The 15650-nt window shown below is 60.7% G+C and carries 14 protein-coding genes; 6 read left to right on the plus strand and 8 right to left on the minus strand.

Annotated elements, in window-relative coordinates:
* A partial coding sequence (gene uxaC / locus AC1XOS_RS10355; RefSeq protein WP_481962147.1) for a glucuronate isomerase occupies positions 1-1332 on the plus strand: 1332 nt, incomplete at its 5' end.
* 73 nt (positions 1333-1405) lie between these two features.
* Here the strand turns inward: uxaC and AC1XOS_RS10360 are convergent.
* Complete coding sequence (locus AC1XOS_RS10360) at positions 1406-2128, minus strand: hypothetical protein (protein WP_481962148.1); 723 nt, start codon at positions 2126-2128, stop codon at positions 1406-1408.
* A gap of 65 nt (positions 2129-2193) precedes the next feature.
* On the opposite strand from AC1XOS_RS10360, the gene hrcA reads away from it, so the two are divergent.
* Complete coding sequence (gene hrcA / locus AC1XOS_RS10365; protein WP_481962149.1) at positions 2194-3243, plus strand: heat-inducible transcriptional repressor HrcA; 1050 nt, start codon at positions 2194-2196, stop codon at positions 3241-3243.
* A gap of 3 nt (positions 3244-3246) precedes the next feature.
* On the opposite strand, the gene AC1XOS_RS10370 is transcribed toward hrcA, so the two are convergent.
* Positions 3247-5073: a prolyl oligopeptidase family serine peptidase gene (locus AC1XOS_RS10370; protein ID WP_481962150.1), complete on the minus strand. Its 1827-nt coding sequence runs from the start codon at positions 5071-5073 to the stop codon at positions 3247-3249.
* Between the two features lie 170 nt (positions 5074-5243).
* Here AC1XOS_RS10370 and AC1XOS_RS10375 point away from each other — a divergent pair, with 170 nt between their 5' ends.
* The gene (locus AC1XOS_RS10375; protein ID WP_481962151.1) at positions 5244-6659 is read left to right on the plus strand and encodes a glycosyl hydrolase; all 1416 of its coding nucleotides are present in this window, start codon (positions 5244-5246) and stop codon (positions 6657-6659) included.
* Positions 6660-6797: 138 nt separating this feature from the next.
* Here AC1XOS_RS10375 and AC1XOS_RS10380 read toward each other — a convergent pair whose 3' ends face one another.
* From AC1XOS_RS10380 to AC1XOS_RS10405, 6 genes are all read right to left on the minus strand, one after another.
* Positions 6798-7796 carry a tetratricopeptide repeat protein gene (locus AC1XOS_RS10380; RefSeq protein WP_481962152.1) on the minus strand — a complete coding sequence of 333 codons (999 nt, stop codon included), beginning with the start codon at positions 7794-7796 and terminating at the stop codon, positions 6798-6800.
* 5 nt (positions 7797-7801) lie between these two features.
* Complete coding sequence (gene dtd / locus AC1XOS_RS10385; RefSeq protein WP_481962153.1) at positions 7802-8257, minus strand: D-aminoacyl-tRNA deacylase; 456 nt, start codon at positions 8255-8257, stop codon at positions 7802-7804.
* 14 nt (positions 8258-8271) lie between these two features.
* Positions 8272-8712, minus strand: a complete 441-nt coding sequence (locus AC1XOS_RS10390) for a hypothetical protein (protein ID WP_481962154.1) — start codon at positions 8710-8712, stop codon at positions 8272-8274.
* Positions 8688-9326 carry a tetratricopeptide repeat protein gene (locus tag AC1XOS_RS10395; protein WP_481962155.1) on the minus strand — a complete coding sequence of 213 codons (639 nt, stop codon included), beginning with the start codon at positions 9324-9326 and terminating at the stop codon, positions 8688-8690. The genes AC1XOS_RS10390 and AC1XOS_RS10395 overlap by 25 nt, the downstream gene beginning before the upstream one ends.
* A gap of 16 nt (positions 9327-9342) precedes the next feature.
* Positions 9343-11037 carry an efflux RND transporter periplasmic adaptor subunit gene (locus AC1XOS_RS10400; protein ID WP_481962156.1) on the minus strand — a complete coding sequence of 565 codons (1695 nt, stop codon included), beginning with the start codon at positions 11035-11037 and terminating at the stop codon, positions 9343-9345.
* A gap of 527 nt (positions 11038-11564) precedes the next feature.
* A complete protein-coding gene (locus tag AC1XOS_RS10405; RefSeq protein WP_481962157.1) occupies positions 11565-12209 on the minus strand; it encodes a DUF4476 domain-containing protein in 645 nt (214 codons plus the stop codon).
* Between the two features lie 76 nt (positions 12210-12285).
* Here AC1XOS_RS10405 and AC1XOS_RS10410 point away from each other — a divergent pair, with 76 nt between their 5' ends.
* The 3 genes from AC1XOS_RS10410 to AC1XOS_RS10420 form a co-directional block, all read left to right on the plus strand.
* A complete protein-coding gene (locus AC1XOS_RS10410) occupies positions 12286-13797 on the plus strand; it encodes an ArnT family glycosyltransferase (protein ID WP_481962158.1) in 1512 nt (503 codons plus the stop codon).
* Positions 13798-13802: 5 nt separating this feature from the next.
* Positions 13803-14513 (plus strand): orotidine-5'-phosphate decarboxylase, encoded by a 711-nt coding sequence (gene pyrF / locus AC1XOS_RS10415; protein ID WP_481962159.1) that lies wholly within the window; start codon positions 13803-13805, stop codon positions 14511-14513.
* Between the two features lie 133 nt (positions 14514-14646).
* Positions 14647-15650 (plus strand): formate--tetrahydrofolate ligase (locus AC1XOS_RS10420; protein WP_481962160.1); only part of this gene is annotated, 1004 nt, incomplete at its 3' end.

Here is a 15650-nt window from a genome sequence, read left to right on the forward strand (position 1 = left end):
CTGCCGCTGGTCTGCCCACACGGCCATGTGGATCCGGCGCTCTTCTCAGACCCGGACTATCGTTTTGGGAGCCCCGCCGAGCTGCTGCTCATCCCCGACCACTATGTCTTTCGGATGCTCTACTCCCAGGGAATCTCGCTCGAAGCCCAGGGCGTGCCACGGCGCGACGGTGGCCCCACGGAGAGCGATCACCGCAAGATCTGGCAGGTGTTCTGCGAGCATTTTTATCTTTTTGCGGGAACCCCGAGTGGCCAGTGGCTGACCCAAGAGCTGGTCGAGGTCTTTGAGATCACCGAGAAGCCCAGCGCGGCCAATGCACAAACGCTCTACGATAGCATCGCGGCAAAACTGGAGACCCCTGCGTTTCGGCCCCGTGCGCTCTTTGAGCACTTTAATATCGAGGTTCTCTGCACCACCGATGCCGCCAGCGATCCGCTGAGCCACCATAAAACCATTCGTGAGTCCGGCTGGAGCGGCAAGATTCTCCCGACCTTTCGCCCTGATGCCGTTGTGAACCTAGACGCGCTGGGCTGGCGGGAGAATATCACTGCGCTGGAGAGTGCCAGTGGCGTGAGTATCACGAGCTACGCACGCTTTATCGAAGCGCTTCGCAACCGCCGGGCGTTTTTCCAGAGCCTTGGAGCCACGGCAACCGACCATGCGGCAATCAGCGCCGATACCACGCCCCTCTCAGCTTCGGAAGCAACGGCGGTCTTTGACCGAGCACTGTCAGGAAAAACTGAGCCCGGTGATGGTGTCCGCTTCATGGCCCATATGCTCTTTACGCTGGCTGGGATGAGCACCGACGACGGCCTGACGATGCAGCTTCATGTGGGCAGCTTCCGAAACCACAACCAGAGTCTCTTTGAGAAGTTTGGGGCCGACAAAGGCGCAGACATCCCGATATCCGGAGAGTTCACCCGCAACCTCCTTCCCCTGCTCAGTGCCTACGGCAACGATCCCAAGCTCTCGCTGATTCTCTTTACGCTGGATGAGACACTCTACTCGCGCGAGCTGGCACCGCTTGCCGGACACTACCCGGCACTACGCCTCGGGCCACCCTGGTGGTTCTTCGACAGCCGCCTCGGGATGCGCCGCTTTTTAGATAGCGTGGTCGAGACGGCGGGAGTCTACAACCTGGCAGGCTTCAACGACGATACCCGTGCGTTTTGCTCCATCCCCGCCCGCCACGATGTCTGGCGGCGCGTGGTCTCCGACTGGCTCGCCGGGCTGGTGGTAGAGCATCTCATAGAAGAACAAGACGCCGACGCGATGGCCCGTGCCCTCTGTTATGACCTCGCCAAAGCCGCCTACCGGCTAGCACCAAAGTAGGTAATGGCGAGCTCTCCCAAGGATGCCGGGCTACTCATCGCAAAACTATACCCAGCATCCTATCGGAGTGATTTTATTGGGGCGGAATCTGTCGCCCAGGCGTGATAAAGACACCAACGCCACTGCCCATCATGCCGCTAAACATCTGGCGGCGCTGCTCGGGGCTCATGTTTTGCATCATCTGGCCGAACTGCTGCATGAGTTTCGTGCGGGCCTCGGGGTTCATGGTGGAGAAGTTACTCAGAATCTGCGAGAAATCCGACTGGCCGTTGGCTCCCGTAAGCGGGTCGCGGCTTGCCTGACGAGCGTTGGCATTGACCAGGACGTAGACGGGCTTCAGCCCCAAAGTGCTGACCACAGGAGCCGCTTTTTCTTGCGTGAGCTTCTGCCCAAGAATCTCCACGGAGCCTGCCTCACCAGGCTTGGCACGCCCCAACATCCGCGTCTGAATGTCGAGAAAATCCGCGACATCATCGCCTTTGTAGAAGCGCGTGCTGGCAGGGAGCATCGCTTTTTTCCAGACCGTTCCGGGTGGTAGAGACTTCACCACAATATCAAGCTGCTTCTCCAGAGTCTCCGCCGTTGCGCTCTGGGAGTACGCGGCCTCAGCGCCTAGCAGTGACGACTCCGCAACCACGGTAATTCCCGTGCTTCGAGTCAGCGCTTGCAGAACGGACTCCAGAGGCCGGGTTCGCGCCGGACGCTGCGTCGTCCCGCCTTCAACCTGTGCCTGGACCGACGATGGTGCCAACACTCCTGCAACTAGCGCAATAAGCGCAATCGAGATGCGTTTCATAAGTCAACCTCACGTATTTTTAGTTGCACAAATTATACCTCACCTGTTAGAATGCGAAGGCAAGTATGGATCTCGATCTACGCAAGCAACAAATTCTTCATGCCGTCGTCCAGGACTACGTCCTGACCGCAGAGCCAGTGGGCTCGCAAATCCTAGTCGAGCGCTACGCTCTGGGAGTGAAATCGGCGACGGTACGCAACGAGCTGGCAGAGCTGAGTGAGCGCGGGTTTCTGCGCCAGCCGCACACGTCCGCGGGGCGGGTTCCCTCAGACCGTGGCTACCGCTTCTACGTCAACCGCCTGATGCCGCTGCTGCCTTTTCAGCACCTCGCTGTGCAACAAGTGCAGAGCGCTCTGCTCTCAGCCGAGAGTGAGCTTGATACCATCCTACGCAAGACCTGCCAGCTCTTAAGCCAGCTCACGAACCTTCCTGCCGTCGCCACCTCGCCCGAAGCTCCGGATGACACCCGGCTCCGCCAGATATTTCTCTCACCCGCCGCGACGGATAAAGCGCTCCTCGTGCTCCTGCTCTCGACGGGTCGGACAGAGCACCGCCTGCTCCCCGATGCCACACTCAGCGCGACGGCGGCCCTTGCGCTGGCCAACGCACTCAACGCCACCTACAGCGAGAAGCCCCTCACCGAGCTACGGCGCATCCAGAGCGGTGCCGAGCTGCCACCTCCTGAGCTACGTGCCCACACGCCGCTCTGGCAGCGCCTGGTGCGTGAGCTCGTGCAGAGTATCCAAGGGATTGCGGAGAATGTGCCGGTCTATGTCGAAGGCACCCAGAGCGTGCTCGCCCAGCCCGAGTTTCGTGATGTGGACCGGCTCAGCCAGTTCTTCCGGGTGCTTCAGGAGCGCGCCGCCGTGCTGGAGCTACTGCGCATCGAAGCGGTCGAGCAGGAGTTTGCGATCCGTATCGGGGAGGAGCTGGGCCGCCCCGAGCTTCACGCCTTTGCCGTGGTCTCGTCGCCGTATTTTGTGGGGACGCGCGAGCGGGGCAGTATCGGGGTAGTCGGGCCGACGCGCATGGACTACAGCGCCGCCGTCACCAGCGTGAGATTTCTCGCTCACACCCTCTCCGAGCTACTGACCCACCACGCCATCGCGGCCTAATTCTTACTTTTTCCAGCTCTCGTCGAAGAAGCCTTGGTCTTTGACAGAGCTATCTGCAACACGGACAACCGCCCAGTCGGGGAGCTTTGGGGTGTGATGCGCGTTGGAGCCCGACATGTAGTCGTGCCAGGTAAAGCCCGAGTTGACCACCACGTACTTGCTTGGGTTGAGCGGGTTGGGGTAGATAAAGACTGGAGCGGTGTCACTTGTCCAGCCCAGCGGGAGCTTTGCGGCGAGCTTCCCCAGAAACTTATTTGACGCCGGATCGCCCCAGACAATGAGATTGGCGTTGCGGATCTGCTCACCCGTCACTTTGTCATCGTCCACGATCACCACCTCGCCTCGGAAGAACTGCTTCCAGTCCGCGCCAGCTTGCTCCATCGCCGCCTTGGCCCACAGACCCTGCGCCGGATTCTTGGCGATTCCTGTCGGGCGCACAAAGACAAAGCGCTCCATAAATGCATCGTCAATCGGGCCTTGCAAGCCGGGTTTCTTGCGGAGGTCTTTACCACGCGGCTCACCGGATTTCCAGAGCTTGCCCTCTTTGTAGAACTTCGCCCCGGAGAGGGTTTGCCCGTCTAGAGTGACGGTCTTAAAGCCCTGCGCCAGCTCCAGAGCGCTCACCCCACTGGTCTTGATCGTCACACTCTTGCCATCATTGCTTCGTTCAGCTTCGGCGCGGGCACGCTCCCAGTGCTTCTCCAGCCCGGTAAGCTGGAGCCAGTTCGACTTTGCGTAGCGCAGACTATAGGTTGTCAGGCGCACCTTATGAGGGTTGCGCTGAAGTCCCTGCGTGACGTACTTATCGAGCTCGGCGTTGATCAGCGGCTTACTGTCTTTATGGTACGAGTGGCCGGTCTTGGGACCAATGATATGGATCATTGGCAAGCCTTCGGCCTTGAGTGCAGCCTCCATGTCATCGGCGGCGAGCTTCTGACCATCAATCTCCCCCGAATAAACCACGAGCGGGCACTGCGCCAGGTTCACCGCCCAGTCCACCGGGTCGTAGAGGCGCAGGAGCTTGCGCTGCCAGCCGGGAATCTCACTCTCTTTCAGGTTGGAGAAGCGAATCGTGTCGGCAAACCCCGCTCCGGGCGCGGCGGCGCACCAGAAGTCAGGATGGTGCACGGCTAGATGCCAAGTCGCCCCGCCGCCCATCGAGAAGCCACGCAGGATGATGCGCTCCTCGTCTATCTTGTACTGGCTCTGGACATGGGCAATGGCCTCAAAGACATCCACTTCACCGGCTAAGTGATTTGCATTACAAAAACGCCCATAGGGATGCAGCACCAGTGCCCCTGGCGGGATAAACTCGCCCCCACTCTTGCGACGCTGCTCTAAAAACGAGAGCTCGGTGAGGTTCTCGCCGCGCCCGTGCATGAAGAGATCCAAACGGTGCTTTTGACCGTCGAAGGCGTTCTCCGGCACGACTACGCCGTAGGGCTGGACGGAACTATCGAGCTTGCTCACATAGCCGCGCACCACGAGCCCGGTTTGTCTTGTCCACGGCGCGGCCCCCTTGGCCAACGCCTCTGCCCGAGCCATTCCCTCGACCAGCAGCTCTTTAGCCGTCGCCAGCTCCCGCGCATTGTAGATGGTATTGGCCTCCAAGCTCCACGCGACGGCTTTTCGATAGATCTCCAGATCCGGCCAGAGCGGGTGTTTCTTAAGCGCATCGGTCTTTGCTGTCAGTGCGTCCAGCCCCTCGCTGAGGGCGGCCTTATCGGCAGGCGCGAGCGCCATTCCCGGCGGAGGGATCACTTTCCCGGCAGGCTGGAGCGGGATTCCATTGCGCATCGTCGGCGCTTGAAAGAGAGAGAGTAGGTTCATGATAAAGGGATTGTACCTGAACCCTCCTCCCCCGGCCCCTCCTCCCAAACGCCCAGAGGGCACCCGGAGGAAGGGGAGTGAGGGGAGTCCGCACGGAGATACTCCCCTCCTTCCGCCCTGCCTCCGCAGGGTTGGGAGGAGGGGCCGGGGGAGGAGGGTATAATGCCCCTATGCAATCAGCTGCTGAGTGGCGACGACGCGCGGAGTCTTTAGAGAGAGCTGGGAAGTTCTCTGAGGCTGCCGATGCCTACCGAAAAGAGGCCGCGATCTACCGTAAAAACGGGGACACCGAGGGGGCGAAAGTGGAGGAGGCCAAGGCGGCTCGCATCTCCAGCAGTATCCAGCTCTTTGCCCACTTGCCCCGTGTCGCGCCCAAGATCATGTCGCCGCTGGCCAAGTGGGAGCCGCCGTACGGGTGCTACTTAGGCGGCTTTATAGACCGCGACGAGCGCCTTAGCTCAACGTTCAACGACGAGAACTTCCAGAGCCACGAAGACCCCGATGCGTTTGGCAAGCTCACAGGCAAGAAGCATGCGAGTGTCTTCTGCTACGTGAGCTACGGGCGGCCTTTTCCTAAGAAGTGGGTCGCGCGGCTCAAGGCACAGGGAGTCGCGCCGCATATCGCGTGGGAGCCCAACGAGGGTCTGCAAGTCGTGCAGCAAAACACCTATCTTCGCCAGTTCGCCCAAGATGCCGCCGAGGCGGACTGCCCGATCTTTCTGCGCTACGCCTCCGAGATGAACGGGGACTGGACGCGCTACGGCGGTGATGACAACGCCAATGCGTATATTGTCAAGTGGCAGCTTGTGCGGCAGGTCTTTGCCGAAATTGCGCCCAATGTCGCGATGGTCTGGTGCGTGAATGTGATCCCCGAGAAGAACATCACCAAGTTCTACCCCGGCGATGCCTACGTCGACTGGGTCGGGATTAACTTCTACTCCGTCCCGTTCTACGACAACGACCCAACCCGCGTGGGCACGGCGGACAACCCAGCGGACTACTTGAAGTATGTCTACGCGACGTATGCGCCCAAGAAGCCTATCGCCATCTGTGAGTTTGGCGCGTCGCATCTGTCTAAAGCGGATGGGAAAGACCGTAGCGCCTGGGCCAGCAAGAAGATCAACGAGCTCTACGCCTCGCTGCCACGTCTCTACCCGCGCGTGAAACTCATCGATATCTTTGACATGGACAACCTGAAGTACGCCACGCCAGGTCGCCAGCTTAATAACTACTCCATCACCGACTCCGACGAAGTTCTCGCGGGCTACAAGCGTGCCATTGCCCCAGACTACTTTCTCTCGCGCGTCGGGGCCACGGCCAAAGTCGCCACCACGGTTCCGATTCCCGCCACCGGCCTCGCCGTCCCGCCCGGCGAGCTACGCGTCTCGTCGTGGGCCCGCTGCTACGCCGACCAGTTTCGGGTGACCTACAAGCTCAACGGCCAAGACGCGGCCTCCGCTATCGAACCCGGCGGTCGGGAAGCCACACTTACCCTCCCCCCCGGAAACCACAAGCTCACCGCCATCGTCACCGATGACAAAGGCCGCGTCGCCACCAAAACCGAGGCGGTAATTATCGCGAAGTAGCCGCCTCGTGAACGGGGCGTCTCAGTGGCACTGCGTGCCGGGAAGCCCGTTCCGGGCTAAACAATCCCCAGCCCGGCACGGGCTTTGCGGCGCTTGCGCCATTGCAGACGCCGGTTTTCAACCGGCGGCAGGGGCGTTTTATTCCCGGTCGGTGGGCATGGCGAAGTTGCCGTCGGTGTCGAACTCAAAGGGCTCTAGGGCGAGCAGATCGTCGCTCTCGATTCCTGCGTAGACCCTCAGGCGGTGAAGCTGCTCCGTGTCGTAGTCGTCGAGCATTCCGGCGGCCTGGTAGTGGCGGACGGCGTACTCATCAAGGCGCAGATCGGAGTAGAGATCGGCGAGGAGGCAGTGGTACGGGGCGCTTTTGGGAGCGAGGCGCAGGGCTTGGCGCACGGCGAGGGCGGCATCGCGGTACATCTTGCGCCGACGGTAGAGTGCCCCAAGACGGATATTGTAGTAGGCATCATACGGCGCAAAGAGAGTCGCTTGTTGCAGCTCTCGGATCGCCTCTTCGTAGCGCTCGGCGCGCCCATAGAGATCGCCCAGCCAGAAGTGATAGAAGCCGTCTTGGGGCTTGAGCTGTACGGTTCGCTCCAGCTGGGTGATCGCTCCGGCGAGATCCCCCATCTGTAAGAGCGCCTCGCTCAGGCGGTAGTGGTACCAGCAGTTCTCGGGGGCGTACTGGAGCGCCGTGTGGTACTCGGTGACGGCCATGGTGAGGCGTCCGTAGCGGTGGTAGAGCTCCCCCATCGAGAAGTGTGGCTCGGCCTTACGGGGAGAGAGCTTGATGGCGCGCTTGTACTGCCGGTAGGCATTGAGCCCCTGCCCGGAGTAGGCGTAGGCATCGCCGAGGTTTACCCGCTGATCGCTCTCATCGGCCCCGGTCTGACGCGCAGCCCGCACAGCCCCGCGGTACTTATTGAGCGCCTCGCCGATATTGCCCTCATCGAGGTGCTTGACTCCCAGCTCGGCGAGGGCCTCGGCGGAGACTTCCTCTTTCTCCTCACCGGAGGCGAGCGCGGCGTAGGCATCTGTCTGGCGGGAGTCTTCTTCCGGCTCATCATGCCCTGCTGCGTGAGGGTTTGGAGTAGCGTCTTCTTCCGCCACCGGTGTCAGGTCGTCGTCGGTCTCTTCCATGTTCCTCAGAATGCCTTCCTGCTGTCCAGCAGGATTGTCACAGGGCCGTCGTTGATAAGTTTCACCGTCATGTGGGTGCGGAAAGTGCCTGTCTCCGTGGGAATTCCCCGAGCACGGAGCGTCTCGACAAAAAGCTCGTAGAGCCGCTTACCCTCGTCGGGTCGTGCCGCAGCCAGCCAGCTTGGGCGCCGGCCTTTACGGCAGTCGCCCATCAGCGTAAACTGCGAGACCACGAGGATCGCGCCGCCGATCTCCGTGAGCGAGCGCTCCATCCCCGAGTCATCGCCTTCTTCGGGAAAGAGGCGCAGCTCGGCGATCTTCGCAGCAAGCGTTGTTGCATCCGAGTCGGTATCGCCCTCAGCAACCCCGACCAGCACCAACAACCCGCGCCCGACCTGCCCGACGATTTCGGACTCGACGGTCACGGAGGCCTCTGAAACTCGCTGAACTACGGCTCGCACAGGAATTGATTTTATCACGGCCTCGCGCCATAAAAGGCGCGGTAGCTCGCTTGAACCATCTCGTGCTCCGCCAGCGCCTCCTCGGCGTGCTCAGGGAAAGCGGCGGCGAGGGCGGTGAGAAAATCGAGGGCCGCCTGGTAGGCGGGGCGCTCGTAGCGGGCCATGACGGGGGTTCGGGTAAAGACACCGCTCCAGAACGAGTGGGTCTTGAGAAAGTGGTTCTGGCGCGTGTGAAACTCCTCATGCACCAGGGTCTCCGCCAGCCCCACAAGGCTTCCCTGAAGCGCCTCCGGGCCGATCAGAATCACCCCAAACAGCGTCGCCTGCCCCCGGTCTTCCAGCGTCGGAACATAGAGAATCCGGCGGCGAGACAAGTTCTGAGCAGCTCGCTCGTAGCCGGGAGTGCGCCCGATCAGGGCGATTGCCTCCGCTATTTTGAAAGCTTCTTGAGCCACGGGTTCTCCGGGTCGTCTAAGCGGGTCTTGTCGTACCAAGCGCGTGCCTTGATCGGATCGCTCTCCAGCCGCCCCAGCGCTGCAAACGCCGTCGCCCGTAGCTTGCCCGCAGAGAGCTCCTTCACCGCCATCAGCAATGCCTCCTGCGCGAGCTTGCTCTTTCCCAGGTTTGCTCTCAGAAGCCCCAGAGCGCAGAGTGCCTCGCCGCGTGTGCCGCCTTTCTGTGCCGCCGCATAGCTTTTCTCGGCGAGTTCGTACTCCCCGAGGCCCTGGTGCGCGTAGCCCAGGTAGAGCTGCGCCTCCGGGTCGCGCAAGTCCGAAAGCTTCTTGATCGCCGCTTCGTAGCCGCCTGTCGCGTAGTAGGCCAGCCCGACGGCTTTAAGGGCTTTCGGATCTTGGGGACTTTTCATCAGCTTGGTCTCGACCCGATCCACATTGGTATCCGTGCCCGGCGGGACGGGGCGGCGGCGGAAGATATCGGCAAAGAGCAAAGGCGCGGGTGTCGCGATAGCTGCGCCAGGAATCGCGACATTGAGTAGCTTGGGCGTCTCGCGCTTGCCTTCGCAACCCACGAGAGTCCCGACAAAGCACAACAGCCAGAGAGAGCGTTTCATGGCTCTATCTTACCTACTAGTTTGGCCCATCCATCTTAATCGTGCGACGGTCTTTGGCATCCAGCTTGGGCACTTCGACTTTATCGCCGGGCTTGAGACCGGAGAGAATCTCGACGCGGGCTTCGTCTTTTAGGCCAATCTCGACCGTGCGCTCTGTCTTGACAGCTTTCTCGCCCGTCCCCGTCACCACAATAACTTTATTGCCGGGTAGGAGTGCCTCGGTGGGGAGCACGGTGATATTGGACTTCTTGTTGAGGAGTATATCCACATTGGCGGTCATGCCGGGGCGTAGGCGCTTGTCGCGCTCCGTGACGGCGATCTTCACCTCAAAGCGGACAATATTGCCACTCGCACTGGCGCTAGCTCCCTGCTGTGTGCTTCCCAGCGAGGCGGGAGCGAGTGAGACGACGCGGCCCTGGAACGCTTTATCCGCGATCCCATCCACACGAATCTCCACCGGGAGGCCCACCGAGAGGCGCGAGACATCCACCTCGTTGACATTGACTTTCACCTGCATCCGGGTCAGATCTGCAATGGTGACAATCGCCGCGCCCTGAGCAAAGCCGGCGGTCGCGGAGGCTACCAGCTCGCCCTCTTCGAGATACTTGCCCGTCACTTCCCCGGGAATCGGGGCGACAATACGCGTCTCTCCTAGGAGTACGGACTGCTCCGCCACCCGGTTTTCAATCTGGGCAACATCGGCTTGGGAGCGGAGAATATCTTTACTACGGACTTGAGCTTGGCGGGCATTGGCACGCTCGGTGGCGAGCTGCACCTCCGCGGATTTCACCGCAACTTGTGCCTGGTTGTAGCGTACTTTGGACTGCTCTACCCGCACTTTTGCCGTCTCCACGCGCACTTTTGCGGACTCGACCGCCATCTTTGCCGTGTCCACCCCGATCTGCGTGGGAGCAATATCTTCTTTACGCGGCCCCTCTTTGAGTAAACCAACTCTCTCCTGTGCACTGGCAAGGTCTGCCTCGGCAAGATCAATCTGAGTCTGAGACGCGTCTACGTCTTGCTGAGAGACATAGCCTTTTGAGAGCAAGAGCTTGCGCCGCTCCAGAGTGCGCTTGGCATCCACGAGCTGTGCCTGGATACGGCGGACGCTCTGCTCGGCTTGCTGGACATCTTGCGTCCGGGTTGGGGCGGAAGCTTGATCCACACGTGTCTGGGCCTGCGTGATTCCGACCTTGGCATTCAGCAAGCCCACTTCGGCGTCTTTGAGCCCCACTTCGGCATCCTTGACATTCACTCCCGCCTCGCGCAGGCTGACTTTGGAGTTCTCCAGTGCCACTTCCGCACGACGGACGGCAAGGGCAGTCGTCTGAAGAGAGAGCTGGTAGTTCTCCCGCGACTGAGCCAGCCCGGCTTGGCTGGCCTGGAGCTGCGCTTGTACACTGGCAACCTGGCGTGAGACCTCGGTAGGATCTACGGAGGCGAGTGGTGTGCCGACGGCCACTTTATCGCCGGGCTTGACAAAGATCTTCAGCAAGCGCCCCCCCACCCGCGACTTGACATCTACTTTGGTCACCGGCTCCAGAGTCCCCGTCTCCGAGACCTTGATCGCGATATCGCCTGTCTGCGCGGTTACCATCCGCCCGACCTCCGGCTTCGCCTTCGCCTTAGACTGCATCCGGGAGTAGCCAAACCCCGCCCCGCCGAGCACCACCATACTGATTAAAACCGTCCGAACAATTTTTCCTGACACCTTGTCTTGCCCTCTTCGCAACCTAGGACAGTAGAACCTTGCGGCAGGTTACAAAATCCAGCGGTAGAATGCTTTCAAGGAGAGTTTATCTATGAAGAAATCGGTTCTCTGGGCAGCGGCAGGAGTCGTCACTGCCACCGCAATCTGGGCTGCGATTAGCCTGCCACCGCAGACAACAACACGCCAAGTTACTCATTTAGGCACGACACCTAAACCTCTTTCAAATCTGCGACGTACCACAATCGTGACAATTACCAATGAAGAAGGAACAAGCATTGATCTATGTAATCTTGCGGAGCCATCACAGATCCAGTGGACAGGTCGTTTTCTTACTCTAACTCCCTCAGGAGCCCACATCATGACAAACCACACAGGCTCCGCCACAACCCTCATGATTACTCGGCGCAGGAGCGAAATGGGGCCACATTTTTACTGCCAGAGCACTACCAGTTTCACTCGCACCCTAAGATCTGGCGAGACAATCCAACTCTAAAGCTCCCCCTCCTCCCGGTCCCGGGAGGAGGGGTTCACCGAATTCCGAGGCGCTGGCAGACATTCTGCCAAGAATCCGAGGACTTGAAAGACTCACGGATGGTATAGAACCGATTAACGTCCGTTAGGCGCTGGTAGAGCAGAAAGGCGGTCTCTTCTTGGTCGCGAGGCTGATCCACCGCTTTAAGCAAGTCCCGGAGCTGGTTGCTGTTGATCCACTGCTGCGCGGCAAGCTGTCGCACAATCCGCATTTCATCACCGGCCGTTCGTGCGCGGCGCACCGAAAAGACCACGAGATCAAAATCCGCATTCCGCATCGCTTGCCGATTGACGTTGCGATCCGACGATGGAATGAAGCCTGATCCTTGTCCCGAAGCAAGCTGGCGCTCTAGCTCACGGGCATCGCGCTCCGCGTTTTCCAGCAGCACTTCCAGGCGGCGGCGCTCTGTGTCGCTATCACGACGGATCTCACGCTCACGGGCTCCGCCGCTGTCTTTCGCACGATTGCTCAGCACCCGATCCAGTAGCTCACGGGCTTCTCGTAGATCTAGCGAAAGCTTACGCGCCATTCCCTCGGGCGATGCCGCTCGTGCTCGCTCCCGACTCTGCTGCGCCCACACGGGAACCAGCGCTCCCACGCTCACCACTGCTGCTAAAACGAAGGCCCTCTGTCGTTTCATTGTCGTCTCTCCTACTTACTGTTATACAACGCTTTCCCCCGAAAGTCTGTGACGATAACGGTATACTGAGAGCCGTATGTCTGCCTCGCTTCGCCGCTACCTGCCTGCCCTGATCTTGTTTCTAGCACTGGTCTTGCGGGCTTGGGGGCTTGCTTGGGGCTTGCCCGATAGCACCCACTCGTTCTCCTACCACCCGGATGAGTCTATGGTTCTAGGGGCCGCCTTGGTGCACGAAGGCCAGGGCCTGCTTGACACGCATTTCTACAACTACGGCTCGCTCGTAACTCTGACAGATCGCTTTGCTTTTTTGGCGACGGGCATCGCCCATGCGACTATTCCCTCAGCCAACCACCTGCTCATGGCGCGCCTGATCACCGTGCTCTACGGAGTTGGCACCTGCGCTCTCTTGGTGCTACTCGGCAAGCGCTTGGAAAAACCGGGGGTAGGTTTGCTTGCGGCCACTCTCTATGCCATCGCGCCCCTTGCGGTTCAGCATGGGCACTTCGCCACGGTAGATGTCCCCGCCACGTTCTGGGTTACCGCAAGCCTGTTTTGCACCCTCACCAACCCACGTCTCGTCTGGTGCGGCCTCTTCGCAGGGCTCGCTGCCGCCACGAAGTACAACGCGGGGCTGGTCCTGCTGGCAGGACTTATGGCGTGGTGGCTCTCTGAAAGACGCACGTTAAGGCCACTGGCCTTGCTCCTCAGTGCTGCGCTGCTTGGGTTTCTGGTTGGCTGCCCCGGCGTCTTGGTGAACTTTCCCGTGTTCTGGCAGCAGTTCACCGCTGAGCTAAAGCACTCACGCAACCCAGATGAGTACTTTGTAGGACAGCTAGCGGTGCTCTACTGGCCGACTCTGGGACTCCTTTTTGCGTTAGCCTCACCGCTCTGGCTTGTGGGCTTAGGGCGGGCCTTAGCCGTTCGGGAGCGCACCGAAGTGATTCTGCTCGCGTTTGTCCTCCCTTACTTGCTCCTGATCTGTGTCTCCGCCAACCAGTACACCCGCTACGCGCTCCCCCTTCTCCCCGCGCTCTGCTGGCTGATCGCAAGCCTCCCAAGAAAGTTTCTCTCTATCATTGCCATCGGCGGGGCACTCTCGCTGGCGTTTTCCATCGCGCTGTGCTCGGTGATGGCGGGCTCGGACCCGCGCGATGAAGCGGCGGTGTTCCTGAAGCAGAAAGGCGTCGCTTCCGTGGGGTTTGCACGTGGCCCGTGGTACTGGTCACCGCCACTCCACCCGGTTCTCACCGCCCCGATTCCCACCGCCGCACGAAGCGCCGCCGACAGCTCAGAGACCCTACGCCTCTTTGCCGTGCCGGAGGGTCGTGACTGGGATCCGGGCCTGCTGGAAGCAACGCAGCCCGACGCGATCGCTCTGTCGGAGATTGAGTACACCACGGCGGTACAGACAAAAAATCCACGGGCCATTGCCTACCTGGCAGCACTCACGTCACGCTACCCCAACAAGACAGTCTTTGCTCATCCCTTGCCCGTGCTCGGTGCGCGAGACGACAACGGCCTGCCCTGTCAGCCGCTCCCGATTGACATGATCTACCCCAACCAAGCAGTGATAGTTTTTACAAAATAAGCACCATGATAAACGAACCTAAAGACCGAATTCTCGTCGCTCTCGACTACGACAATGCCGCCGATGCCGTGGCTCTCGCCCAGAAGCTCTCGGGCACGATTGGCGGCGTCAAGGTCGGCCTAGAGCTGGTCAATGCTGTCGGCTTCGATATTTTTGACAAGCTGCGCGACGCCGGAATCGAGCGCATCTTCTACGACGCCAAGTTCCACGACATTCCCAACACGGTCGCCGGGGCCGTGCGTGCGGCGGCCAAGCGCGGGATCTGGATGGTCAATGTGCACACGTCGGGTGGAAAAGCGATGATGGAGGCAGCAACGGAGGCAGCGCACTCGGTTGAGAACCCTCCGCTTCTGATAGGTGTCACCGTTCTCACCAGCCTGGATCAGCTCGCGCTGTCCTCGGAGCTGCGGGTCACGGGCTCGGTCAGCAAGCACGTGACGCACCTCGCGGAGCTCGCCAAAGCCAGCGGATTGGATGGCGTCGTCTCCAGCCCCCTTGAGCTAGAGGACATCCGAGCCGCCTGTGGTGAGGACTTTGTGACCGTGATCCCCGGCATCCGACCTGCCGGTGTAGGTGCCCAAGACCAGAAGCGAGTCGCGACACCTGCCGCCGCCGTGGCAGCCGGGGCGCACTACCTCGTTGTCGGGCGAGCGATCACGGGTGCCAGCGATCCCCGCGCCGCCGCCGAGGCGATTGCAGAATCCCTCCTCCCCTAACCCCTCCTCCCGAACCCTACGGGAGGAGGGGAACCATTAAAACCTCTTAGGCTCTCCCCTCCCCAATCCCTCCTCCCTGGATTGGGAGGAGGGGCGGGGGAGGAGGGATTGGGGAGGAGGGTATAATTCCCCCATGCAACCGATTTCAGAGATCGCCCAGAAGCTGGGCCTCACCGACGATGAGTTTGAGCCGTATGGCCGCCAGATCGCAAAGCTGCCTCTGAGCGTGCTGGAGAAGCGCAAGGGCGGCCCCCAGGGAAAATTAGTGCTCGTCACCGCCATCACCCCGACACCGGCGGGCGAGGGAAAGACCACGACGACGATTGGCCTGACGATGGGCCTGAATAAGATCGGAGTGAAGGCCGTGGCCGCGCTACGGGAACCGTCGCTGGGGCCAGTATTTGGGGTCAAAGGTGGCGCGACCGGCGGGGGAAAGGCACGCATCGAGCCCAGCGACCAGATTAACTTACACTTCACGGGCGATCTGCACGCCATTACTGCTGCCAATAACCTGCTCGCGGCAATGATCGACAACTACTTAATTGCAGGCAATGTCAAGAAGCTGGAGCCGCGCACGATCAGCTTCCAGCGCTGTCTGGACATGAACGACCGGGCACTCCGTAAGCTCATCACGGGCCTCGGCGGCAAGAGTGAGGGCGTCCCCCGCGAGACGGGAGTCGAGATCACGGCAGCCAGCGAAGTGATGGCGACTCTGTGCCTTGCCGAGGGCTATGCGGATCTGAAAAAGCGCCTTGCACGGATTGTCTTGGGCACCGATGAGAGCAACGAGCCGGTGACAGCCGCCGATATTCAGGCCGAGGGTGGGATGGCAGTGCTGCTCAAGGACGCGCTCAAGCCCAACTTAGTCCAGACCATCGAGGGCAACCCGGTGATTGTTCATGGCGGCCCGTTTGCCAATATCGCGCATGGCTGCAACTCGGTGATTGCCACGCGCCTCGCGCTGGCGCTGGGCGAGGTCTGCGTCACTGAGGCGGGCTTTGGAGCCGATCTGGGGGCAGAGAAGTTTTTAGACATCAAGATGCGCCAAGCCGGGCTCGCGCCCGATATGGTGGTCTTAGTGGCGACACTGCGAGCACTCAAGATGCACGGGGGCGTTCCGCTCGATCAGCTCAAGGG

The sequence above is a fragment of the Armatimonas sp. genome, assembly GCF_964826245.1.

Bases quoted from the DNA above. Each gene is read 5' to 3' on its own strand.
- AC1XOS_RS10360 (WP_481962148.1), bottom strand. From the start codon at position 2,128: ATGAAACGCATCTCGATTGCGCTTATTGCGCTAGTTGCAGGAGTGTTG.
- hrcA (WP_481962149.1), top strand. From the start codon at position 2,194: ATGGATCTCGATCTACGCAAGCAACAAATTCTTCATGCCGTCGTCCAG.
- AC1XOS_RS10370 (WP_481962150.1), bottom strand. From the start codon at position 5,073: ATGAACCTACTCTCTCTCTTTCAAGCGCCGACGATGCGCAATGGAATC.
- AC1XOS_RS10375 (WP_481962151.1), top strand. From the start codon at position 5,244: ATGCAATCAGCTGCTGAGTGGCGACGACGCGCGGAGTCTTTAGAGAGA.
- AC1XOS_RS10380 (WP_481962152.1), bottom strand. From the start codon at position 7,796: ATGGAAGAGACCGACGACGACCTGACACCGGTGGCGGAAGAAGACGCT.
- AC1XOS_RS10395 (WP_481962155.1), bottom strand. From the start codon at position 9,326: ATGAAACGCTCTCTCTGGCTGTTGTGCTTTGTCGGGACTCTCGTGGGT.
- AC1XOS_RS10405 (WP_481962157.1), bottom strand. From the start codon at position 12,209: ATGAAACGACAGAGGGCCTTCGTTTTAGCAGCAGTGGTGAGCGTGGGA.
- AC1XOS_RS10410 (WP_481962158.1), top strand. From the start codon at position 12,286: ATGTCTGCCTCGCTTCGCCGCTACCTGCCTGCCCTGATCTTGTTTCTA.
- pyrF (WP_481962159.1), top strand. From the start codon at position 13,803: ATGATAAACGAACCTAAAGACCGAATTCTCGTCGCTCTCGACTACGAC.